The following is a 22,954-nucleotide window of genomic DNA, read 5'->3' on the forward strand; positions in this document are numbered from 1 at the left end:
TTTGACATATCCAAACTGTCATATTAAAATGAAAAAAGTGGTTATGCGTTTGTACGCCTCAGGCAAATAAGGCGTACCTGTCAGATTAGAAAATGTGGAGGGATTGTATAATGGCACTTAATCTTGTGGGATGGAATGTCGTTTTGGATTCCAATCACGCGGACGAGTTGTCTGCATTTTATGAAAAATTGCTTGGCTGGACGCGGTTCAAGGGTGAAGAATATACAGTCTTAGTAAATTTGGAACAAACAGGAACTCCAACCTGGATTACCATTCAACAGGTGGATGATTATGTGCCGCCCGTGTGGCCTGCTACACTGGATGCGCAGCAGCAAATGGCGCACTTGGACTTTCACGTTCAGGATGTTGAAGAAGGGGTGAAATATGCCTTGTCGTGCGGCGCAAGCTTATCGGAGTACCAATATGACGACCGTTGGCGGGTGATGATTGACCCTGCAGGACATCCGTTCTGTATACTGCCTCCGATTATGCCCTGGATGTAAGTATTGAAGCCCGATAAATAAAAGTTTATGAGGTTAGGTGGATGCCCGGTTTCGGGGGGCAGGATAAATCATATCCTCCTTGTTTCCGCATCCGCATATGATCCTCATCAAATTCTACGTCCAGTACTCAATGCAGTTTTTTTCGCTGACCAGCATTCCTGTCACGCATATGTCTTCCCAGTCGTTTTTTTTGCGGCAGCCAGCTGCTGTCCATTGCCGCATAGCATTCCCGCGTCTCATAGCATCCATGTCCTTTTTCTGATGTCTTCGCATATTCACATTTTCCCTTCCCTTTGAAAAGGTACAATGCTAAAAAGTACAATGCTATATACTTCCTTCAATACTTCTGCCAATCCTCGTCCCATATCTTATCAGTATCCTTTCTTTAGAGGATACCACTTTTTAATTTATGGAGGAAGCCTTTTCCTATTTATTCTCTTTTCGTAAGCGATTGCCCTGTGAGGATATGCATAATGACTTGACAGGCTCATAGGACTAGCAAAAATGTTTGATTATAAAAAAAATCAAGTAGCGATTGGCTATCGAATAAATAAATCATATTGGCATAGAAGGATTGCTACTGATGCAGTAAAGCTTATGGTAGATTATCTAACAGCTGAAAAAACATTCCGGCTATACATGCTTTCATTTAAAAAGGGGCCCGGGAACCTCATCCCGAACCCTCTTTATGCTTTCGATTATATACCTAATTCTCCGGCAAAAGCCTCTCCAGCTTTTCTGTTTCTTCCTCAACCACCTTCTTATCCAGCCGTTCAAAGAGCACCTGCACTTCCGGAACAGGATATCCTGCCTTCACCTGCTGAGGCTTCCATTCTGCGGACAGCTGCAGCCAGCCGCAGATTTTCTCAGAAGAAAATGGCAGGAAAGGATATAAAAGAACCGCCAGTCCGGCTATCAGCTGTACGCAGTTATACAGAGTATCCGCACATTTCCCGGCATCCGTATTCCTTGTAATCCAGGGCTGGGTGGAATCAAAGTATTTATTTGCCTTCCTTACAAGTTCAAAAATCCCGTCCACCGCATCCTTAAAGCGTCCTTTTTCAATCCTCGCGCCCGTATCGGCGAAAAGCTTCTCCAGTTCCTCCTCCAGCACCGTATCGGGCGTGCCGCAGGGGACAGTTCCGTCCAGGTACTTCCGGATAAATACCAGCGTCCGGTTCACAAAATTGCCGTAGGCCCCAAGGAGCTCCCCGTTGTGGCTGTTGACAAATTCTCTCCAGGAAAAATCGGCGTCCTTTTTCTCCGGTCCGTTTGCCAGCAAATAATAACGCAGGGAATCCGCATCGTACTTATCTATCATATCCTTTATCCAGATGGCATAATTCCGGCTGGTGGAAATCTTGCGCCCTTCCAGCGTCAGATATTCACTGGAAATGATTTCATCAGGAAGATGCCAGCCGCTGCCATTGGCAATCAACAGCGAAGGGAGAATAATCGTATGAAAGGGGATATTATCCTTCCCATGCACATAATAATGCCTGATCTCCGCGTTTTCTCCCGCGGTGCCGGTTTCCGGGGCTTCCGTCTCCGCCTCTGCTTCGCTTCCGCAGCCTCCGTCCAGCCCCCAGAGCCTTTCAAATTCCCCCGGGCAGCCTTTCAGCGCCTCGTGGCTTGTAGATAAATAGCCCAGCACATTTTCCGCCCAGATATATATTTTCTTTCCTTCATAGCCCGCCTTCGGCACATCGATGCCCCATTCCAGATCCCGCGTCAGCGCCCGGTCGCGCAGACCTTCGCCGAGATACCGCCTGGAAAATGCCGCCGCGTTTTTTCTCCAGTTTTCGTGGGTGTCCACCAGCTCCTGCAGTCTGTCCTTCAGCCTGGTAATCGCAATAAACAGATGCCTGCTGCTGCGGAAGGAAACCGCGGAACCGCAGACCGCGCATACCGGCTGCTGCAGGTTTTCCGCCTCCAGCACCGCGCCGCATTCATCACATTGATCCCCCCTGGCGCTTTTCCCGCAGACCGGGCAGAGCCCTTCCACGAAACGATCCGCCAAAAAGGCATGGCAGCATTCACAGTAGGCCTGCGGCACCTCCTTTTCATAAACATAAGGGCTTTCATACAGTTTTTTATGGAACTTACTGACAAAATCCTTATGCGCCGAGGACGAGGTTTTCGTATACAAATCATAGCTAAATCCCAGCTTTCTGAAGCATTGGGAAAATTCCTCATGATATAAGTCACTGATTTCCTCAGGCGTTTTCCCCTCCTGTTTTGCCCGGATGGCCACCGGCGTCCCGTGGCAGTCGCTTCCTGATACAAAACACACCCTATCACCGGCAGCTCTGTGATAACGCGCCAGCACATCCGCCGGCAGCAGCGCTGCTATATGCCCGATATGAAGTGAGCCGTTGGCGTAGGGCCAGGCTCCTCCGATTAAAATATTTTTCATTTAATATCCCTCATTTCCTGAATTTGTTATGATAACGCGGATGCCCGCTCCGCTACAGTCCGGCTTTCCCGGACTGAGGGCAAAAAAAATCCCTCCTCTCCGAAAAAATTTCTTTTTCGGGGACGAGAGCTTCGCTTCGTGTTACCACCCCAAATTCGCCTGAGCCTCACGGCGCAGACCTTATCAACTACGGATGAGAAATGATTCATCGATAGTATATCACGCTAACGGGTGCTTCCGTCGCAGCCTGAACCCACAGGTTTTCGGTGCGCAGCTCCAAGACCATGTTCAGCTGCATTTACTTCATCCATTCTCACCAACCTGGACTCTCTGTAAAAGCGCCTGCCGCCTACTCTTCTCTTCTTCGCCTTTTATATATGAAATTGTGTTTTATTATATACAGGGCGTTTGGGTTTGTCAACTGTTTCTCAGGCAGATGCCTGACGTTGTTTAGCAGCCAGATGCCTGGCACCTTTTTCTCAGGCGGATGCTTGTTTTACAGGCAGGTACACAGACATTTTTTCACACCAATGCACTCATTTTCGCTGTGGTTTGAAACTGCTCATCCATTGAATGGAGTTCCGCCTGACAAGAAAAGCCGCCTGACCGGGCTTTTCCCGGCAGACGGCTTTTCTGCTCCATTTTTTTGAACGTCTTTCTTAACTGCTGAAAATAATTTGCACTGCGCTTTTGCAGCACGTATCGTTCTCCGCATACGACCGCATGGCATCTTACCGCACAACATTTTGCTGCATAACATTTCCTGCATGGTATTTTAAAAACACTTCCACGCATCAGCGTTTCCACGCCCCGCGCATTCTTTCATACGCTTCTTCCAGCAGGCTTCTGGGTGACGCCAGGTTCAGCCGGATATAGCCGCGGCCGGCTTCCCCGAACACGCTTCCCATATATACGGATACGTTGGCCTCCTGCAGGAACCACTGCTCCAGCTCTTCTTCACTCATGCCGGTTTCCCGGTAATCAATCCATAACAGATAGGTGCCCTCTCTGGGCATGATATGAAGCTTGGGGAAATGCTCCGCAAAATAACTGCGGGTATATTTTTCATTTTCATCAATATACTTCTTTACCGCCTCATACCAGTCGTCACATTCCGTATACGCCTTTTCCACGGCGGTAACTGCAAAAATAGTGGGGTTATGCATGCCGATCCTGTCAATGTCGGCAGCGATCCGGCTGCGAAGCTCCTCATTGGGAATTATCATATAGGAAACAATAACGCCCGGGATGTTGAAGGTCTTTGCAGGCGAGGTTGCCAGAATCAGCCTGTCGTTCACATCCGCTGTTACGGAAAGGGTGGACTGGTGCTTCACCCCTTCTGCTGTCAGATCCCCGTGGATTTCATCTGAAAAAAGAACGAGGTTGTGCTTTTTACAGAAATCGGCTGCCTGCGCCAGTTCTTCTCTTGTCCAGGAACGCCCGGTCGGGTTGTGGGGATTGCACATGATCAGCATTTTCGTCCGCTCGTCCACCAGGCTTTCCATATGGTCAAAATCCAGTTCATACCGATCCCCGTTCCTTTTCAGCGGGCTGGAAAGCATCCTTCTGCCGTTTTTGAGGATCGCGCTCTGCAGCGGGCCATAGGCAGGCGTATTCATGATGACGCCGTCGCCCGCTTCCGTATAGGTTTCCACACAGATACTGGAGGCAATATTGATTCTGGGACAGAATACGATCCACTCCCTGGGCACCTCCAGGTCGTACTGCTTCTTATACCAGCGCTGAATGCTTTCAAAAAACTTATCGCTTAAGTCCGTGTAGCCCAGGACGCCCATGTCAAGCACTTCACGCAGCCCGTCAAGGACAGGCGCCGGCGCCTTGAAATCCATATCCGCAACGCCCAGATGAATCATGTCCTTCCGGCCGTATTTTTTATCCATGGTGTCCCATTTCCCACAGTTTGTATTCCTGCGGTCCGTCATAGTGTCAAAATCAAAATGCATTCCCATTGTAAAACCTCCTCCCGGGACAGCGCTTATGCTGCTTTGTCTTCTTTCTGAAGAGCCAGATATTCCTCATAGTAATCGTCACCGGGCTTAATCTTGGCAATACCGAAGCCGGTGAAGCCCCAGATGATTGCAAAAATCACGCCGGTGTAGCACAGGATCGCCCAGGGCAGATAGGAAAGCGTGGGCACGCCCAGTGTTGTTGCCATGTAAACACCTGCTGCCGTCCAGGGAACGATGGGTTCCACAACGGTTGCGGAGTCTTCCAGTGTCCTGGAAAGGTTCTTGGGCTGCAGGCCCTTTTTGATATAGGTCTTGGAGAACATTTCTCCGGGAATCAGGATGGAGAGCTGTCCGTTGCTTGTTACGAAAACTGCGGTAATACAGGAAACGATTGTGGATACAATCAGGCCGCCCGTGCTCTTTACGGACTTCATCAGCTTATTCAGCACGATATCAAGGGAACCTGTAACAGCCAGGGTTCCGGCAAAACCATAAGCACAGAATGCAATCAGAACCGTATTCAGCATGGAAAGCATGCCGCCGCGTTCCAGCAGCCTCGGGATATCAGGAATCAGGGCAGCCGCATCAAAACCGGCTTTGGTAACCATATCAAGGCTGAAGCCGCTGATAGCTGCGGTAAAGCACTGCTGCAGGGAGAAGCCCTGGAAAACCGTGGCGTTAAAGAAAGCAACCACGCTGGAAATCAGCATTACCGGGATGGTAGGCTTCTTGCGGATGGAACCGTACAGTACGATAATCGGAGGCAGGATTACCAGCGGGTTGAAGCGGAACATCCCTTCCAGCGTTGTCAGGATGGTATCCACCTTTTCAGGAGTTGCCACCGCACCGCCGCCTGCCAGCGAAAATCCGGCTATGGTATAAACGATCAGACAGATAATACATCCGGGAATCGTAGTGTAGAACATATGTCCGATATGGTCATACAGCTTGGAGCCTGCTGCAATGGGAGCCAGGTTGGTGGTATCGGAAAGCGGGGACATCTTGTCGCCGAAATACGCACCGGATACAACAGCGCCTGCTACCAGCGGAAGCGGAGCGCCCATACCTGCCGCAACACCCATCAGGGCCACGCCGATGGTTCCCGCAGAACCCCAGGAGGTTCCGGTACACAGGGAAACCACTGCTGTTACCAGAAAAGAAGTAACTGCGATATAACGGGGGCTGATAATTTTCAGTCCGTAATAAACCATCATCGGGATGGTGCCGCCGATCATCCAGGAACCAATCAGGAAGCCTACGATAATCAGGATAAAAATAGCCGGCATCGTTTTGGAAAGCTTTCCTACGATGGAATTCATGATGTCGTCCCAGGTATAACCCAGCGAAACGGCAATCACCGCTGCCACTGCCGCGGATACCAGCATCAGAACCTCAGGGCTTAAGCCCATTACCGCATAGCCTACGCCCAGCAGCAGTATCATTGCCAGAATCGGAAGCACTGCCAGGAAAAAACTCGGTTTCTTTTTTTCTCTTACTTTTTTTTCACTCATGGAAAAATTCCCCTCCTTATGCACAATACACTCCCGCATTGTGCTATTTCACGTTTTGTTACATATCAGCTCTTTAATTTGAACTCTGCATTTCTGCTTTCAGCAGTCCGGACCATAAACTTTTGCTTTACTTCCCAACCGCTGCGATAACCTCAACCTCGCACAGCACATTCTTGGGAAGCGCCTTCACCGCCACACAGGAACGCGCCGGCTTTTCGGTAAAATACCTTCCGTACACCTCGTTAAATGCGGCAAAGTCTCCCATGTCGCTCAGGAAACAGGTCGTCTTGATAACAGCCTCAAAGTCCGTCCCCGCTTCCGCAAGCACTGCTCCCACGTTCTTCATTACCTGCTCCGCCTGAGCCGTAATGTCTCCCTGCACAACCTCTCCGGTAGCCGGGTCCACCGGGATTTGTCCTGAACTGAACAAAAGTTCATTGAATAGGATCGCCTGCGAATAAGGGCCAATAGCTTCCGGAGCATTTTTTGTGTAAATTTTTTTCAGCAATTTCTCCACCTCTTTCTTCGTTTTTACTTGATAACTGCATTATATCAATAAAATATATTTTAGTCAATACACTTTTGTTTATTTATTCTGTATATTTACTAAAAATTATTTCACTAATTTCTTGCACATTTCCCTCCCCTCCATTATAATAGAATCAGAAAACCGCACTGAAATAATTTTCACTAATTAAACCCTTGTGAAATTACATATTATCGTAATTATTTCACTTTTCAAGGTTACAAAGAAAAACTATCCCCCCGAAAGGCACAGGTGACAACTATGGATACTCCTTTTATTGAACTTACCCCAACCGACAGACAGATTCTGAATTCCTACGCCCTCATGCTGGATGGGCTGGGCGCTTATCTGGGCGAAGGCTACGAGCTGGTGCTCCACAGCCTGGAAAGCCTGGATCATTCCGTCATAAAAATAATCAACGGGCATTACACCGGAAGGAAGGAAGGCTCTCCCATTACGGATTTGGCCCTGAAAATGCTGGGGGAACTGGAAAAGGATCCGGGCCGGACGGTTTCTCCCTATTATAATAAGAACAAATCCGGTTCCGTCCTCCGCTCCTGCACCATCCCCATTACAGGGGAGCACGGGCGCATCATCGGCCTGCTCTGCATGAATTTCCACATGGAAATCCCTCTTTCCAATATCCTGCAGACCCTTGCGCCGCCCCAGAGCACGGTTACCGCCGCAGCCGCGCCTGCGGAAACCTTCTCCGACAGCATTGATGATTTGATCCTCTCCTCACTTTCCGAAACGAGGGAGGCCGTTTACAGCGACCCGAACATTTCCTCCGCCAATAAAAATAAGGAAATCGTCCTCCAGCTTTACCAGCGCGGCATTTTCAACCTGAAGGATGCTGTAATCAAGGTGGCCGAACAGCTGAATATTTCAAAAAACACGGTATACATGCACATCAGGAACTTCAAAAACCAGAGCTGAGAAACCTGCGCCGCCAGGCGCGCCCTGAAAGGTAGCTGAAAAAAGGAGGCAGGTCATTTGCTGACCGGCCTCCTTTTCATTCAAATTCTTCCTTGTGCTTCTTAAAAAAATCATAATAGGCCCGGACGTTGGGCAGCTGCGTCCACCGCTTCACATCCACCGGCTCTTCATCCATATCGTAAATCCTGGCATTCCTTACCGCCAGCAGAAACGGCGAATGCGTGGCAATCACGAACTGGCAGCCGAAGAACCGGGCGGAATCCTCAATGAAACGCACCAGCTCCTGCTGCCGCTCCGGGGACAGGCTGTTTTCCGGCTCATCCAGCAGATACAGCCCGTCCTCCTTTATTTTTTCAGAGAAATAAAGAAAGGCGCTTTCCCCGTTGGAATGCTCCCTCGCATTGTCCATCAGGTTATTTCTCACATAACGCGACTGCGTTTTCCGGCGCGCCATGTTGACCTTCTTCAGCCGGTCATAATCCTCCAGGGATTTCATCCGGAAATCAGAGTATTTGGCATCCAGATACTCTTCGAACAGCTCTTCCCGCTTTTCATCAATCCCGTCGTTAATCGCCCTCATATTCAGGATAAAGTCAAAGACGTCATCACTGGTGATAATCCTGCTCTCCTCCGGTATCCCATAATCCGCCGTATAAGAACACATCCGCGTATAGTCTTCAAAGAAATCAGTCCGGTTAAAACGGGTATCCCTGTTAAGCCGCAGCTTTTCCGCGATACAGTTGAGAACCGTCGTCTTCCCCGATCCGTTGCCTCCATAAAGAAAAGTAACCGGCTCAAAATCCAGCATCCGCAGCCGATGCTTTGAAATAATCTGGAAAGGATAATAGGAATCATAACAGGTTCTGGCCTGTGCCATCAGGAAATCATATTCCTCCTCTATGTCCGGGAAGGAAAACTGTGACAGATAAATCATAGCGCGCCTCCTCCTGCCTGTCTTTCTGAGCGTCTTTTAACATCCTGTAATTCACTCGCGGCAGCCGCCAAATATCCTTGCAGGCATGGCTGCCTGGCCCGCTGCCCTCGGGAATCAGCAGCCCTGAAGGCACTGCCGGAAGCTTATTTTCAGGATAGTTTTTTTCCGCCCTTTACCGCCGGGGCAATGGAAAGACCCGCGTCATAGCAGGGAATCAGCGTCGCCTGCAGCGCGTGGTAAATATCAGATTTCCCAGGCCATACGGTACCGATCAGCTGATTATTCCGATCCAGCTGATGGAACCAGGATCCGTTCACATGATCCAGCACCTTTTCGTCCAGATACTTCATAAACTGCGCATAATCATCCGCATATTCCTGTTTTCCCGTCACATGGTAAAGCACCGCGGAGGTATTGATGGCTTCCGCAAGCGTCCAGTGCATCCTGTCATGCACCACCGGTTTTCCGCTCCAGTCCGTGGTATACACGATACCGGGCGCGCCGTCCGCATTCCAGGCATCGCTGACAGCACGGCGGAAAAGATTCTCGGACACCTCAATATATTTGGAAGCCGCTTCCTTTTCCTCCGGATATGTAGAAAGCGCCCACTGTGCAATCAGCCTTGCCCATTCAATGCCGTGTCCGGGAGTTGCCCCGTAAGGCTTGAACTGATCATCCGGCTTTTCCTTATTGCATTCCAGATCCGCCACCCATTCCTTTGTAAAATGCTCCGGGATCCTCCATTCATTCCGGGAAGCCCAGCCCACCACATGATCAATGATGCGGCCCGCCCTCACACGGTATTTTTCATCGCCGGTCACATCCGATGCCGCCAGAAATGCCTCCACTGTATGCATATTTGCATTCAGCCCGCGGTAGTCATCCAGTACGGTAAATTCGGTATTCCAGGTATCGCAGGAAAGCCCTTCCTCTTCATTCCAGAAACGCAGGTCATACAGCTTCAGCGCATCCTCAAGCAGCTCCTGCGCCCCCGGCCTTCCGGCAAGGACGGCGGAAGATGCCGCCAGAATCACAAATGCATGGGCGTAGCACTGCTTGTTGGGAAGTATCTCCCCGTCGGAAGTAAGCCCCGCATACCATCCGCCGTTTTTCTCATCATGAAGCTCGCCCTTAAGCCCCTTCAACCCGGCATCCGCCAGAGCTTCGCTTCCGGGATGGCCCAGGAAGCAGCCCAGGCTGTATACATGGACCATACGGCTCGTTATCCAGGTTTCACGGTTCCGGTCCGTCCACGGCGTACCGTCATCCCCCAGGTAATAGGAGCTTCCTCCCGGTGAGGGAAATTTATGTCCGAAGCTAAGCAGTCCTTCCCGGATCTCCTCTAAAAATTTTCTGTTTTCTTCTGTGTCAATCTGATATTTTTTATTGCTTTCCTCCATCTTCTTTTTCCTTTCCTTTTTAATCATCATCGCAGGTTTCGTTCACAGTCCCCAGGGCTGTCCCCCGATCCATCCTATCATTTATTTCCGGCTTATTCAACATAAATATGGGAGAATTTGCACCCCGGATTTTACGGCCTGTGAAATGCTCCTTCGTCTGCTTCCGCCATATTTCAGGCGCAGTGACTTCAGGCACAATGACGACGTTTTTATTAGCGGTCTGTACATTTATTCCCGCGAGCAACGAGCCAAGTAACCATGCTTGCATGGATATTTGGCGACTGCCGCGAGGATCAAATACCCCGCTGCTCTGCAGCGCTGCAAGTTTGATACCCCGTTGCTTGCAGCGGGGTCTTTGATTTTGGAAAAGAAGGCAGGATGTTTGACACGTCGGGGAAGTGGTTATATAATATTTTTATTACAAACGTAAGATTTTGGAGGAAGCTTTATGAACCGTTTACCACAGATATCCGAGGCCGAATTCGAGGTTATGAAAATCGTATGGCAGTATGCGCCTGTCAGCACCAATGAAATAACCGACCGTTTAATGAAAACCACCAGCTGGGGTGCCAAAACCATCCAGACCCTGATCAAACGCCTGACAAATAAGGGCGCCCTTACCTATGAAAAAGAAGGGCGGGTATACGTCTATACGCCGCTGGTAAAGGAGAATGAATATATCAGCCAGCAGAGCAATTCTTTTTTACGGCGCTTCTATGACGGCGATATCACTGCCATGCTGTCAGCCTATATCAAAAACGACAGACTCTCCGCCGAAGAAATCGGCACGCTGCGTTCGATTCTGGACGATGCGGACAATGACAAGGGAAACTGATATGTCTGATTTTATGATTCGCTTTTTAATGAACAATCTGTTCCTAAGCCTGCTGACAGTTTCTTTCCTTGGCATAAAACAGCTTTTGGGACGGGTGCTCACCCACAGGATGCAGTACAGTCTGTGGTATTGTTTTCTTATGCTTCTTGCGGCGCCTTTTCTGTCTTTGATACCGGCCGATTTTCTGAAGCTGCCGGGAGGAGCAGATCTTTTACATTCCTCTTTAGCCTTGCTGCCCTCCCTGCAGGAAGGCGCAGGTGCACGGGCCTTAGCGTCTGAGGGACAGTTTTCTGACTTTGCAGTATCAGTCAGCAGAAGGACGTCCTCCGGTGCCGGACGCGCCCTTTTTCTTCTGTGGCTGCCAGGAATCATGGTTATGCTTTTCAGGGTCATAAAAACGCAGGCTGAATTATACCGGATCAGGCAGTCGGCGCTTCCCCTGCAGAACCTGGAGGTGCGCGCCTTATACGGGGAATGTCTGCGGGAGATGAAGCTGAAAAAACCGGTTCCGGTTTACAGCACGGCTTTTCTGAAATCCCCTGTGATTACCGGACTCTTTTTTCCGCGGATCTACGTGCCGATCCACCTGATATCCGACTTTAATTCCGTGGATATGCGTTATATGCTGCTTCATGAGCTGCAGCATTATAAGCATAAGGACGCGTTTGGCAATCATCTGATGAATCTGGCCGGCATCCTTTACTGGTTCAATCCTTTTGTATGGTCCGCCCTGAAGGAAATGCAGAACGACAGGGAGGCGGCCTGCGATACCTCCGTGCTGGAACTGCTTGGGGAAAAAGAATACGTCGCCTATGGGAACACGCTGATCAGCCTTGCCGAAAAAATCTCTCTCCGGCCGTTTCCTTTCACCGCCGGTATGAGCGGCAGCATGAAGCAGCTGAAGCGGCGCATCCGCAGCATAGCTTCCTATAAGGCTCCCTCCTTCCGCCAAAAAGCGTTGAGCGCCGCTGTGTTTACGTTTATTTCACTGTTGCTGTTTAGCTTTACTCCATACCTGTCCGTCCGCGCTGCGCAGGATGAGGACGCGCTTACAACGGCGGCTCTTAAGAATGTGGTTTCTGTTGATTATGGGGAATATTTCGGGGACCTTGACGGAAGCTTTGTCCTATATGACATGCAGGAGGATACCTGGTATGTTTACAACCGCGCCCAGGCGGAAAGACGTATTTCCCCGGACTCCACTTACAAGGTTTACGACGCCTTATTCGGCCTGGAGGAAGGGGTCATCGCACCCGACGCCTCCGTTCTTCCCTGGGACGGGACGGCCTATCCCTTTGCGGCCTGGAACTCCGATCAGGATTTGGCATCCGCTATGGAAAATTCTGTTAACTGGTATTTTCAGTCCATAGATTCCCGGCTGGGCGCCGGGAGGGTTCAGGATTATCTGCACAAAATAAGTTATGGAAACCAAGACAGCAGCGCAGGGCTGTCCTCCTACTGGCTGGAAGCTTCCCTGAAAATTTCTCCCATGGAGCAGACCGCGCTTCTCATAAAGCTGTACCGCAATGACTTCGGCTTTGCGCCTGCCAATATCCGGGCGGTAAAGGATGCAATGCTTCTGTCCCAAACTCCGGACGGCAGCCTTTACGGTAAAACGGGAACCGGACGGGTGGATGGCAAAGACGTGAACGGCTGGTTCGTAGGGTATGTGGAAACCAGAGGACAGGTATACTGCTTTGCCGCAAATATTCAGGGAAGCGACGGCGCGGCAGGCAGCAGGGCCGCGGAAATCACAGAAGACATTTTATCCCGGCTGGGGATTTCATACCAGTCAGGTTCCACATTTTCCGGCGAATCGATGATGCGGTTGGAAACATACTGAAAACCGCCGTCTTCCAAAGGCCTGATTACTACTTCCGAAGACATCGCCCTTCCCAAATGGCGCTGCGGCCACACCGCACTTACCGTCAGCGTGATCGTACCGTCCGCATTTTCTTTCCGGGAAGTCACCTCCGGCCAGGGGGTATTGGGGGAATTGCCATAATCAAGAAAGCTTCTTGTGAGGTACTCATAGCATTTTCCCTCCGCCAGATATTTCGTACTGCTGTGAAGGGTCTCTTCATCTATATTAAAATATGTCATGATCACGCGGTTGAATTCCTCCTCCGGCACCCGATATTTTGCTCCGTCAACGGTCAGCCCGTAGGGAGAATTCCTATAGTATACAAGGGGGTACAGCAGCTGGAACAGATCATAAAAATCAAGCTCCCCGAAATTTTCTTCCTTCCAGTCCGTCAGGAACATATTGTTGGCGCCATAGCCTATGGGTAGGATATAACGCCGGTTCAGTTCCCTGCATTCCTCCTCCAAGGGTTTCACCCTCACTGCCGTATAGCCGGGCGGGCCGTCGTATGCCACAGGCGTATTTTCTTCGAAAAACAGATAGCCCTCTTTTGTGTATTCCCATACGGCCGCGTTATAGCTGTATTTATCAGTAACCCTGGGCATACCGCCAATCCAGCAGAGGACGCTTCTTGTAACATGGACTTTTCCTTCCATTTCTTCTGAAGTAACGAAATCAAAACGGATAAAACCAAGATTTTCCATAACTGAAAAAAGTGTGGCACAGGCCTCCTTTTGTTCCTCCACTTTCCTGCAAAAGTCTTCTATCAGCCCGGGATTGACCATGTTAAGCTGGTTTTTGTTTTCTGAGTCAATGGCCGCGTATCCGTAAGAACCAAGCCTTTCTACGATTTGGCGGATGACCGGAAGCCTGTCATAGTATGAAGCTGCGCTGCCGGCAGAAGTGACAGACGGATTGGAGGCGGCGCTTTCGTAAATGTCACGGTAAAGCTCCGCTGTTTCTTCCGACGTCCGTTCTTCTTTTATGGCTGCGGGAATGCCGGTATTTTCTATTCTCACAGGTTCCTCTTTATCTGAAGGCGTGACCGCCGCGTTTTTAACGCAGCCGGTTATTGCCAAAGCCGCTGTTATCATAATGAATAAAATAGAAGCAAACCCTTTTTCTTTCAATTATTTTCTCCTTTTCCTACGCATGTAAGAAATATTTTTTGTGCGTCAATTTACTGTTATGTTCTATATATTACATATGTAAGATTTAAAAGTCAAGTTTTTTTCTTCCGCTAAAGCAGGCTTGTAAACTATGCTTGTAAACCAGGCTGAACAGGAATAGCATGTGAGCATGAAACTTTTTACTGCTTTTTCACCGAACCGATTTCATGTAAATCATTACTCTTACTTTAAACGTATCCCTGCCATACGTTACATCAGTCACTCCGTCATGTTTTCTGACAATTTCCTGAACACTTTCCAGGCCGAAACCATGATCTCCCGGATCTCTTTTTGATGTCAGGATTTTACTTTCTCTTATTTTTATTACTCCACAGTAACTGTTGGCTGCATCAATAAAAAGGACACCCTTTTCCAGCGTCATTTTGAAAGACAGATATTTTTCATCCGTCTGCCTGGCAGCCTCAATGGCATTATCAAGAAGATTGCCTATAATAATTACAAGATCAAACGTGTCCATATGCAACCATTCAGGAATCTTTACTTTTACCTCAACCTTCTTAAGTTCGTTCTCCGCTTTTTCAAGCATATAATTCAAAATACCGTCAATTTTATAATTTCCCGTGCAGACATGTTCTTTGGGATTAACTACTGCCTCTTCCATTTCCTTCAAATAAGCCAGGAGTTCCTCCTTTTTATCAGCTACGGCAAGGCCGTACAATTCCTTTATATGATGTACCATGTCATGTCTGACATGGCGTATTTTTTTCTGAGTCTGCGATATGGTTTCCAGTTGATTTGAATATACTTTTATCTGCTGCTGCAAAAGTTCTTTCTCATAGAAGTTCTGGTGCGCTTCCTGCAGCATATTATATAGATACAATACAACCATATTTATAATCAGCGTACCAACGCCTATACACAGCATAATGCCCTGTTTTGAAAGCCCAAGGGTGCCAATTCCCACAATCATCAATATACTCAGGACAGGAATCATTACCAGAACCCAAAAGCCTTTTTCCAACTCCTTTTTTGCCTTATCTCCAAGAATTCCGGCAGCTACAATCACACAAATTAACAGAAGGAGGTCTGTGACTATGGAAAAGGTCTGGGTTTCCGGTATATCCTGGTTGGAATTCAGGAAAAGGAAATAGGCCAGGGTATCGCATCCACAGTTCATTATATAAATTAATACAGCTGCCAGGGCTTTCTTTTTCAGGCTTCCCTTATAAATCAGAGTAAGCAAAAAGATTCCAGCCAGGTTAACAATCAGATTGATTCCATGGGACTGCAAACAGACAAAAAACAGCAGTGTTCCTATATAAAAGATGAAATAGACGGCTTTCTCTGTCCTGGCTTCCACTTTTCTTTCATCAAAGAAAAACCGAATAAATTTCCAGCATATATAAACACGAAATAAATTGGATATTGCTGTAATTACCACATCATTGATTCTCATAATGAAATCCCTCTATTTTCTCAACAGCCGGTTTCGTACCTCCACCCGGTATGGTTTACTGATATTCAAAATAGCGCCATTTGACATTTGGACCTGCTCATAATTGATTTCTACCATATAATCCTCGTTTATAATATAAGACTGATGGATCTGAATAAAATTAGAAGGCAGCTGTGATTTCAGCGCTTTGAGTTTTCCATAAAATTCTATCTCCTTATTTGCTATTGTAATCAAATGGATTTTCTTATTATCACTGGTTAAATATATGATATCTTCACACATTTCCCGGCAGTAATTATTACCTGTCCGGTATTCAAGAAATGTCTTCTTTCTTCCGGCACGTTTCAGGAACATCTCAACCGATTCTCTGACCGAATTGTATTGCAGCGGTTTTACCAGAAAATCAAGCGGCTGTATTTTGAACAGCCGCATTGCATAACTTCTGTTATAAGAGATATAAATTATGCTGGTTTTTAAATCATCCAGATAATTCCTGATGTAGTTTCCAACATCAATCCCACTTAACTTTAACAATTCTATATCCAGAAAAATCAGATCAAACCGGTTCCCGGCTTCCAGATATTTGCATAACGATTCTCCGGAATACCATGGTTCAATTTCTGCTTCTATTCTCAGGCTTTGCATAATGTCTCTCAGCATATTTTCAAGTTCTGTGCATGTAAGCTTGCTGTCATCACAGATTCCAATTTTATACATAATATTCTCCTTCTGCAAACGGGAATAAGATAATTGATGTCTATATTCTATATGATTAAAAACCAGAATACACCTTTGACTTTTTATTCACTGGAAAAATGTATAAAAAAGAAGGCATCACACGGCAGGTGCCTCCCTTATTTGCAATCTGGTTATTCCTTTTCCCGGAGCATGTTTATATTGAAGCTGCCAGTGTGGCATTCAGCGTTAATTATAATGAGATAATTACCGGCATGGTCCAAAAAGACTTCATATTTATCGGAACCCATGTCCTCTTTATTAAAACAGATATTGCCTTTTTCATCCACGATTTTCAGGTCTATCCTGCCTTTTTTAGTTTCAGCTTCTATCACTGCTGTACCCGGATTATCGACCGGAAGTTGAATACTTAAATCTTTTGCATAAAGTCCCTTATTTATCCTGCCGAAACCATCCGGCCAGTTATCCATATCCCAATCATCAGCCGTTCTCCAATATTGTTTTTGTTCATTATCCTCCGGAATTATTTCGTCCGGGATTATTTCATCCGGAATAATATCATCCAGAATTGGTTCAACCAAATCATTTAAGCTGTTTTGCACAAGAGTCAGACGCACCTCCTCAGGAAAGCAAATCTTTAAATCAAAATCAATACTGTTTTCCGCCTCTTCCCCAACAAAAAAGATTTCACCTGTTCCTTTTTTTATCTCTACATTTTGTTTTATTGTACCTTCATCACTAAATATAAGATTTTCCGAACCATCCGGCGCAAGATATCTGATATTTATACTGCCCGTTTCGTTTTCAAGGGTTCCCTCTAAATTTATGGTTGTATTTTTTTTCGACTTTACAATTGCTATGCGCTCCCAGGTTTCATTTTCTTCCACACCTTCCATATGAAGTGTCCCCTTCATATGATAATCTTCAGAGGAACCAGCAACCGAAAAGTTACTAAAATAACTATTACCATTTCCCCTTTCTCTGTTTTCGCTGTCTTGCTCATAAAAAGTCCCGCTCTCATTAAAATCTTTCGAAGAGCCGGAAACTGAAAAACCATCTGCATAACTTCTTCCGCATCCGGTAAGGATACAAAAAATAGTAACACCGGAAATTATTTTTAATCGACACGCCATTTTTATGGTCTCCTTTCCTGTAAGAAGATAAATATATCCTTATAGTATAATGAAAAGGAAGAAAAGTTTTGTACAATTCGAAATTTGTATCTGTTTCCGGTGAAAATAGCTGCCGTGTTCTTCCCGCGCGGCCGCACTGGTCTTTGCCTGCTTAAAATTACATTCAAAAAGGACGGGCCTCTTCCACCCGTCCTTATACCGCCTAATTCTCTTCATACAGCTTAAACTGCCCAATCATATTGCCAAGTATCTGCGCCTGCGTGGAGAACTCCTCGCTGGCGGCCGCCAACTCCTCGGATGTCGAGACATTATTCTGCACCACATCTGAGATCTGGCTCACCTCCGCTGTGATATTGGAAATGGATACATTTTCATTCTCTGTAGCAGAAGCGATCCTGTCCACAACCAAAACAACCTGTTTTGTGCTCTTGACAACCTGCAACAGTGAATCGGCCGTTGCGCGGGCAACCATTTCTCCATTTTTTACCGCCGACACCGATTCCTCGATCAATGCCGCCGTGTTTTTGGAGGCAATCGCTGTCTTATCCGCCAGAGCACGGATTTCTCGCGCGACCACCGCAAATCCCGCGCCCGGTTCACCGGCCCTTGCTGCCTCCACAGAAGCATTTAACGCCAGGATATTCGTCTGGAATGCGATATCCTCAATTGTCTTCACAATCTTGTAGATCTCGCTGGACTTTTCACTGATTATGTTCATTGCGCGGATCATTTCCTGCATCTGCTGGTTGCTCTCAAAGACCTGTTCACCTGCCTGGTCCGTCTGCCCGCGCGCTTCATTCGCGTTCTCCTTTGTCTCCCTGACATGCTCAGATATCTCATTTACGGCTGCAGCAAGCTTTTCAATTGAACAGGCCTGTTCCTCAGCCCCGATGGCAAGGAGCTGTGTTTCTGAGGATATTTGTTCGCTGCCATCCGCGACCTGCCTTGCGGACTGGCTGATCTGCCCAAGGGTATTGCTGAGTCTGTTCCGCAGCTTCCGCATCGCCACCAGGATGCAGTCATAACGTCCCCTGTAGTATTCTTTTACATTGGATTGGACTTTAAAATTTCCCTCGGACATATCGCCAAGGATATCGCTGATATCTTCAATAATCGTCTTTTGGTAGCTGATTAAATCCCGTATACTGTCCGACATCTGCCCCAACTCATCTCTTGACATATAGGTAACATGCACTCCGTCCAGCTTGCCGTTTGCCAGCTGGACGGCAGCGTCCTCAATCTCCTTCACAGGCTTCCGGATGCTATTGGAAATATAAATACCCAACAACGCCGCAGCCATGATGCTAAGAGCCATGATGAGCATAATGACAATGATCGCCGATGTCTGCGCATATTCCCCTTCCTTCACCATGGTCCGTGCGTTCTCCCCCGCCACATCCGCGATCTGCTGGAGAAGATCCGCCATTTGATTCAGAATCGGAACATAGTTTGACTTCATGACCTCGTAGGCCTCATCCGTCTTTCCCGTCTCCACCAGTCCGAATACCTGGTCGCGGTAGACAATTGCCTGCTGCAGCAGCTCATCCACCCGGTCCACCATCGCAATATCCCCTTTGAAGGATTTACGGATTACGGGAAATGTCGCACGCATGTTTCTGAGGCTTTCCTTCGCATTTTCAATGAACTGCATGGACTCTTCCGCATCAGAATCCAAAACGGCATTTAAGATATCCCCCCGAGCAGCCTGCATCTCCCTCTTGGCCATCCACACATTGACCGTCACTGTGTAGTTATTTTTATAAAAAGAGGAAAGATTATCGCCAATCCGATTCATTAGGAACAGAGCGGCAACACTGGCCGACAGACATATTGCGATTACTACCGCATACGATAATAACAGCCTGGACTTTAGTTTCATATTCCGTATTTTCTTCAACATAATTTTCTCCCGGCGATGGTGATTCACATCACTCCTATAACAGTTCCAATATCTTCCTGTAAAGCATGTCCACTTCAATCGGCTTCGCAATATGGCCGTTCATTCCCGCCGCCAATGCCGCCGTCTCATCTTCCCGAAACGCGTTCGCTGTCATGGCGAGAATCGGTACACGGCCAGCATCCTCATGATTGCTGAGGCGTATGGCCCTAGTCGCCTCGTATCCATCCATAACCGGCATCTGTATGTCCATCAATATAAGGTCGTAATAACCTGCTGCGGAGGTATTGAACTCGTCAACCGCCTCTCTCCCGTCTCTCGCACATTGGATTTCGGCGCCTGTCCCTTTCAAAATCTCCACCGCGATTTCCTGGTTCAGTTCATTGTCCTCCACCAGCAGGAAACGCTTTCCCTCAAATGATACAGTTGAGCCTTTGGACGCCTCCGTCACAGCATGATCCTTGCGGGTGGCGGACGCCAAAACCTGGTAGAGGGAGGATTCAAACAGCGGCTTTGCAATAAAGGCATTGACCCCCGCCTCTTTTGCCTCGTGCTCGATTTCACTCCAGTCATATGAAGAGATGATAATAACCAGCGTGTCCGGCCCAAGCTCCTTGCGGATCCGCCGGGTTACCTCGATTCCATTCATGCCCGGCATTTTCCAGTCTATCAGACATGCATTGTAATCGCGGTACTCCTCATGGGCCTTTAACACCATCTGTATGGCTTCGCTGCCTTGCTGAACCCACTCCGCATCAATCCCCATCTTTTTGAGCAGCATGCCCGCGTGGGTGCAGGAACTCTCATCATCGTCCACCACCAGCACCTTGAGATCGTCCAGGACGCCGCTCTCCTGCCCTTCATCTTCCTCCGGAACCCTCACCGGTAACTCCACCGTAAACGAAGTTCCTTCCCCCTGCTTACTTTTTACATAGATCACGCCTCCCAGTAAACTGACCAGGTTCTTAGTGATCGCCATCCCTAAGCCGGTGCCGCCGTATTTCCTGGACACTGTGCCGTCTTCCTGCTCAAATGGGGTGAAGAGATGCTGCTGGAATTTTTCACTCATGCCAATCCCGCTGTCCTCCACCTTAAAGGTGAGCCTGGTCCTCCCATTTTTTACAGGCGCCTGGCTCACACTCAAGCGTATGCTTCCGCCTGCGGGTGTAAATTTCACTGCGTTCGAGAGCAGATTGAGCAGAATCTGATTGATCCGCAGGGAGTCGCCAATGACCGTATCGGACACCATGCCATCAAATTTACATTCAAACACGCTCCCCTTTGCCTCTGCCTGGGAGTAGATCGCTGGAACGATCGCCTCAAACATCTGGGGCAGCCTGAACAGTTCATTGTTGACAGTGAGTTTTCCCTCTTCAATTTTCGACATATCGAGGATGTCATTGATCAACGACAAAAGATGCTTGGAGGAAAATGCGATCTTCGACAGGCAGTCCTTTACCCGGTTCTTATCCTCCAGGTTTGCTCCCGCAATCGTCGTCATGCCCACAATGATGTTCATGGGCGTCCGTATCTCATGGGACATCCGGGAGAGAAAATCCTTTTTGGCGTCACTGGACTGCTGGGCAAGATAGAGCGCATCCTTCAGCTCATGTTCCCTGGCGGTCAGCGCCTCGATATTGCGCCGCTCCTGCCGGTTAGAGAGGATTGTCAGCCCGATGGTTGAAAAAGCAATCATCAGGGAAACGATGGTGGCCGCAATCCCGGACTTCTGCACCTGCTCCTTCAAACTATATATCTTGGTATCCGCAAAATTAATGATCACCGTCAGGCAGTCGCTGACCCGGTCATAGCACGGATATACATTCGTATCCATATATTCCTGGATTTCATCCGATGAATGGCCCTCCGCATAGCCGCACGCTTTCGTCTGGACTTCGATCAGGGCATCCATTGCCTCCCTGAGGGCATCTACATCCCGGGACGGTCCCAGGTACAGACTGCGAATCGTTTCAATCTCCCCGTTCTGCATGTCGTAACGCGCCTGGAAGAAGGATTCCTTATCCTCCTTTGTATGAAATTCATGCGTCAGAAGGATCCCGGAAAAACTTTTCATATCCCACAGCCGCGACCGCATCGCCCTGGCGCTGTTTGAAACAGTATACGGATGTTCATACATCCGCTGCGCATTTTCATTCATTCCATAAGAAATCCAGATGCTGATACCCGAAAAAATAAATGCCACGATGCAGATAATCAGTGATAGTTTTGATAGCTTTAATGGGGGTTTTTTCTCTCTACTCATCGCGCCTGGCTCCAAATTCTCTCATATTTTACGATACACGAACCTTTTCGCCACCGCACGTCATATCTCATCCTGGCGGTTCCCCAGCGGAAACCTTGAGCGTAAAAAGTCCAGCCTGTCCTCAATAAACGCCTGCCACGATCCTGCACACGCAGTCCAATTATCCGCCATCATATCTGTTTCCAGCCGGGTAATAAAATTGTTCAAATCCGTATCCGGCTGCTCTCCGGATCCTCTCAACACGGCATAGAAAATATATCCCCACGCCATCAGCTCCCTCAATTTACCATAACACTCCCTTAAGAATGCAGATGGAACTTCGGTGGAGATAAACTTTAAAAGGACATCAATACACAGAATATTGTTATTTTTACCGCGAAGCCTGCCGATTTCCTGCAGTAAAGCTTCTCTCTTTTCCCCGGTAATCGATTCCAGAGTAAAGAGAGTTACATTATAGACTGTCAGGGAGAGAAGTTCCATTCCCTCCTTGTGCAGCATCATATTCTCCTGAATTTCCCGCGTGTCAAGTATATCCGGCTGGATGGGTTCCATACAGACCCGGGTCCCGACCCCCATATAGGTTTTAGTCACTCCCAGTGAATGCAGCACATCCAGGGTCCGGCGTACCGTGATCAATGATACATTATACTGTTCTGCCATTTTAGGCAGGGACGGCAGATAACTGCCAACGGGATAGACCTCCCAGAGAATCTCCCGAATGATGGTGGCTGCCAGGGTATACCGCACTTGCGGCCGTTTCCGGTAGATCATCCATGTAAACGGAATCTGCTGCACGTCCTTCAAGTGATGCTCCTCGGAGATTGAATCAACAAACGCCAGGACTTCCAGGAAGTTCTGATAATAGTAAGCATCCGTCTCCGCCTTCATGCGGTTGGCCTTCTCAACTGACAAAAGGCCGTCTTCCATATAATCGCCCATTCCATACTCTTTATTTGGATAAAAATAATTGAGATAACGCAAAAACTGCCAGTACAGACTGTCCATTAAGTGATTGTTGAATGTTCTCAGGACATCATAATACAGCTTTGTTGGATCCCCGCCCAATATCTCAGTTGGATTCGTTTTCCTATATGTGCCCTCTGAGATACTCCGCTCAAAGTTCCTCAATCCCCTCTCCCAAACCGGAGAGAACAGCAGAGGTCCCTGTCGGTTAATATCCAGCATCCCCTCTCTGCGCGGTACAAAATACTTTATGGCATTCTCCCTGAAGGTTTCCTCCGTTCCCTGGTACACAATCCTGGCCATCTTACGTTGTTCTGTTTTTATGTACCCTGCTGCCTCCAGTTTATTCAGAGCAGCCTGAACCGTATTCCGAGCCAGCCCAAACGAAGCGCAGATTTGTGAAACCGACCGTAACTGATCCCCATACCGATACATGCCAAAAAGGATACGCGATTCGTAGTATTCATAAATCAGCTCGCTCAGCAAATTATCTTTTTCCATTCCTGCCCTCCAGCATGGCA

At 48.0% G+C, this 22,954-nt stretch carries 17 protein-coding genes, 2 pseudogenes and 1 other annotated feature; of the genes and pseudogenes, 5 read left to right on the forward strand and 14 right to left on the reverse strand.

Features of this window, described 5'->3' with window-relative positions; translation table 11 throughout:
- Positions 1 to 110 precede the first annotated feature (110 nt).
- Both HMPREF1548_RS05620 and HMPREF1548_RS28815 read left to right on the forward strand, forming a co-directional pair.
- Positions 111 to 503, forward strand: coding sequence for a VOC family protein (locus HMPREF1548_RS05620; RefSeq protein WP_025490841.1), 393 nt, complete (start codon positions 111 to 113; stop codon positions 501 to 503).
- 489 nt (positions 504 to 992) lie between these two features.
- Positions 993 to 1,115 (forward strand): annotated as a pseudogene (locus HMPREF1548_RS28815) (GNAT family N-acetyltransferase); the annotation flags it as partial.
- 94 nt (positions 1,116 to 1,209) lie between these two features.
- On the opposite strand, the gene metG reads toward HMPREF1548_RS28815, so the two are convergent.
- The 5 genes from metG to HMPREF1548_RS05640 form a co-directional block, all read right to left on the reverse strand.
- A complete protein-coding gene (metG, locus tag HMPREF1548_RS05625) occupies positions 1,210 to 2,919 on the reverse strand; it encodes a methionine--tRNA ligase (RefSeq protein WP_021634871.1) in 1,710 nt (569 codons plus the stop codon).
- A gap of 115 nt (positions 2,920 to 3,034) precedes the next feature.
- Positions 3,035 to 3,293 (reverse strand) — a binding site (T-box leader).
- A 148-nt stretch (positions 3,294 to 3,441) separates the two neighbouring features.
- Complete coding sequence (locus HMPREF1548_RS29370) at positions 3,442 to 3,618, reverse strand: hypothetical protein (protein WP_021634873.1); 177 nt, start codon at positions 3,616 to 3,618, stop codon at positions 3,442 to 3,444.
- 95 nt (positions 3,619 to 3,713) lie between these two features.
- Positions 3,714 to 4,889: a MalY/PatB family protein gene (locus tag HMPREF1548_RS05630; RefSeq protein WP_021634874.1), complete on the reverse strand. Its 1,176-nt coding sequence runs from the start codon at positions 4,887 to 4,889 to the stop codon at positions 3,714 to 3,716.
- A 26-nt stretch (positions 4,890 to 4,915) separates the two neighbouring features.
- Positions 4,916 to 6,400: a Na+/H+ antiporter NhaC gene (gene nhaC / locus HMPREF1548_RS05635; protein WP_025490840.1), complete on the reverse strand. Its 1,485-nt coding sequence runs from the start codon at positions 6,398 to 6,400 to the stop codon at positions 4,916 to 4,918.
- A gap of 127 nt (positions 6,401 to 6,527) precedes the next feature.
- The gene (locus HMPREF1548_RS05640; RefSeq protein WP_025490839.1) at positions 6,528 to 6,908 is read right to left on the reverse strand and encodes a RidA family protein; all 381 of its coding nucleotides are present in this window, start codon (positions 6,906 to 6,908) and stop codon (positions 6,528 to 6,530) included.
- A 279-nt stretch (positions 6,909 to 7,187) separates the two neighbouring features.
- Between HMPREF1548_RS05640 and HMPREF1548_RS05645 the strand changes: the two genes are divergently transcribed.
- On the forward strand, positions 7,188 to 7,862 hold the full coding sequence (locus HMPREF1548_RS05645; protein WP_021634878.1) for a helix-turn-helix transcriptional regulator: 675 nt from the start codon (positions 7,188 to 7,190) through the stop codon (positions 7,860 to 7,862).
- A 76-nt stretch (positions 7,863 to 7,938) separates the two neighbouring features.
- Here HMPREF1548_RS05645 and HMPREF1548_RS05650 read toward each other — a convergent pair whose 3' ends face one another.
- Together HMPREF1548_RS05650 and HMPREF1548_RS05655 are read right to left on the reverse strand one after the other, a co-directional pair.
- Positions 7,939 to 8,796 (reverse strand): AAA family ATPase, encoded by an 858-nt coding sequence (locus tag HMPREF1548_RS05650; protein WP_021634879.1) that lies wholly within the window; start codon positions 8,794 to 8,796, stop codon positions 7,939 to 7,941.
- Between the two features lie 149 nt (positions 8,797 to 8,945).
- Positions 8,946 to 10,226 carry an AGE family epimerase/isomerase gene (locus HMPREF1548_RS05655; RefSeq protein WP_021634880.1) on the reverse strand — a complete coding sequence of 427 codons (1,281 nt, stop codon included), beginning with the start codon at positions 10,224 to 10,226 and terminating at the stop codon, positions 8,946 to 8,948.
- Positions 10,227 to 10,644: 418 nt separating this feature from the next.
- On the opposite strand from HMPREF1548_RS05655, the gene HMPREF1548_RS05665 reads away from it, so the two are divergent.
- A complete protein-coding gene (locus HMPREF1548_RS05665; protein WP_021634883.1) occupies positions 10,645 to 11,031 on the forward strand; it encodes a BlaI/MecI/CopY family transcriptional regulator in 387 nt (128 codons plus the stop codon).
- Between the two features lies 1 nt (position 11,032).
- Entirely contained in the window at positions 11,033 to 12,874 is a 1,842-nt protein-coding gene (locus HMPREF1548_RS05670) for a BlaR1 family beta-lactam sensor/signal transducer (protein ID WP_025490836.1), read from the forward strand.
- Here HMPREF1548_RS05670 and HMPREF1548_RS30410 read toward each other — a convergent pair.
- The 7 genes and pseudogenes from HMPREF1548_RS30410 to HMPREF1548_RS05705 all read right to left on the reverse strand — a co-directional run.
- Positions 12,874 to 13,989: pseudogene (locus tag HMPREF1548_RS30410) on the reverse strand (DUF6070 family protein); the annotation flags it as partial. The gene HMPREF1548_RS05670 and the pseudogene HMPREF1548_RS30410 overlap by 1 nt on opposite strands.
- A gap of 226 nt (positions 13,990 to 14,215) precedes the next feature.
- Complete coding sequence (locus tag HMPREF1548_RS05680) at positions 14,216 to 15,481, reverse strand: sensor histidine kinase (protein ID WP_021634886.1); 1,266 nt, start codon at positions 15,479 to 15,481, stop codon at positions 14,216 to 14,218.
- Positions 15,482 to 15,493: 12 nt separating this feature from the next.
- The gene (locus HMPREF1548_RS05685) at positions 15,494 to 16,198 is read right to left on the reverse strand and encodes a LytR/AlgR family response regulator transcription factor (RefSeq protein ID WP_021634887.1); all 705 of its coding nucleotides are present in this window, start codon (positions 16,196 to 16,198) and stop codon (positions 15,494 to 15,496) included.
- 152 nt (positions 16,199 to 16,350) lie between these two features.
- A complete protein-coding gene (locus HMPREF1548_RS05690) occupies positions 16,351 to 17,310 on the reverse strand; it encodes a hypothetical protein (RefSeq protein WP_146045302.1) in 960 nt (319 codons plus the stop codon).
- 202 nt (positions 17,311 to 17,512) lie between these two features.
- The gene (locus HMPREF1548_RS05695) at positions 17,513 to 19,210 is read right to left on the reverse strand and encodes a methyl-accepting chemotaxis protein (RefSeq protein WP_021634891.1); all 1,698 of its coding nucleotides are present in this window, start codon (positions 19,208 to 19,210) and stop codon (positions 17,513 to 17,515) included.
- A 34-nt stretch (positions 19,211 to 19,244) separates the two neighbouring features.
- Complete coding sequence (locus HMPREF1548_RS05700) at positions 19,245 to 21,470, reverse strand: response regulator (RefSeq protein ID WP_021634892.1); 2,226 nt, start codon at positions 21,468 to 21,470, stop codon at positions 19,245 to 19,247.
- Positions 21,471 to 21,530: 60 nt separating this feature from the next.
- Entirely contained in the window at positions 21,531 to 22,934 is a 1,404-nt protein-coding gene (locus HMPREF1548_RS05705) for a GntR family transcriptional regulator (RefSeq protein ID WP_021634893.1), read from the reverse strand.
- Between the last annotated feature and the right edge of the window lie 20 nt (positions 22,935 to 22,954).

The sequence above is a fragment of the Clostridium sp. KLE 1755 genome (assembly GCF_000466465.2).
GTDB lineage: Bacteria > Bacillota > Clostridia > Lachnospirales > Lachnospiraceae > Eisenbergiella > Eisenbergiella porci.

Bases quoted from the DNA above. Each gene is read 5' to 3' on its own strand.
- HMPREF1548_RS05620 (WP_025490841.1), top strand. From the start codon at position 111: ATGGCACTTAATCTTGTGGGATGGAATGTCGTTTTGGATTCCAATCAC.
- metG (WP_021634871.1), bottom strand. From the start codon at position 2,919: ATGAAAAATATTTTAATCGGAGGAGCCTGGCCCTACGCCAACGGCTCA.
- HMPREF1548_RS05630 (WP_021634874.1), bottom strand. From the start codon at position 4,889: ATGGGAATGCATTTTGATTTTGACACTATGACGGACCGCAGGAATACA.
- nhaC (WP_025490840.1), bottom strand. From the start codon at position 6,400: ATGAGTGAAAAAAAAGTAAGAGAAAAAAAGAAACCGAGTTTTTTCCTG.
- HMPREF1548_RS05645 (WP_021634878.1), top strand. From the start codon at position 7,188: ATGGATACTCCTTTTATTGAACTTACCCCAACCGACAGACAGATTCTG.
- HMPREF1548_RS05650 (WP_021634879.1), bottom strand. From the start codon at position 8,796: ATGATTTATCTGTCACAGTTTTCCTTCCCGGACATAGAGGAGGAATAT.
- HMPREF1548_RS05655 (WP_021634880.1), bottom strand. From the start codon at position 10,226: ATGATGATTAAAAAGGAAAGGAAAAAGAAGATGGAGGAAAGCAATAAA.
- HMPREF1548_RS05665 (WP_021634883.1), top strand. From the start codon at position 10,645: ATGAACCGTTTACCACAGATATCCGAGGCCGAATTCGAGGTTATGAAA.
- HMPREF1548_RS05670 (WP_025490836.1), top strand. From the start codon at position 11,033: ATGTCTGATTTTATGATTCGCTTTTTAATGAACAATCTGTTCCTAAGC.
- HMPREF1548_RS05680 (WP_021634886.1), bottom strand. From the start codon at position 15,481: ATGAGAATCAATGATGTGGTAATTACAGCAATATCCAATTTATTTCGT.
- HMPREF1548_RS05685 (WP_021634887.1), bottom strand. From the start codon at position 16,198: ATGTATAAAATTGGAATCTGTGATGACAGCAAGCTTACATGCACAGAA.
- HMPREF1548_RS05690 (WP_146045302.1), bottom strand. From the start codon at position 17,310: ATGGCGTGTCGATTAAAAATAATTTCCGGTGTTACTATTTTTTGTATC.
- HMPREF1548_RS05695 (WP_021634891.1), bottom strand. From the start codon at position 19,210: ATGTTGAAGAAAATACGGAATATGAAACTAAAGTCCAGGCTGTTATTA.
- HMPREF1548_RS05700 (WP_021634892.1), bottom strand. From the start codon at position 21,470: ATGAGTAGAGAGAAAAAACCCCCATTAAAGCTATCAAAACTATCACTG.
- HMPREF1548_RS05705 (WP_021634893.1), bottom strand. From the start codon at position 22,934: ATGGAAAAAGATAATTTGCTGAGCGAGCTGATTTATGAATACTACGAA.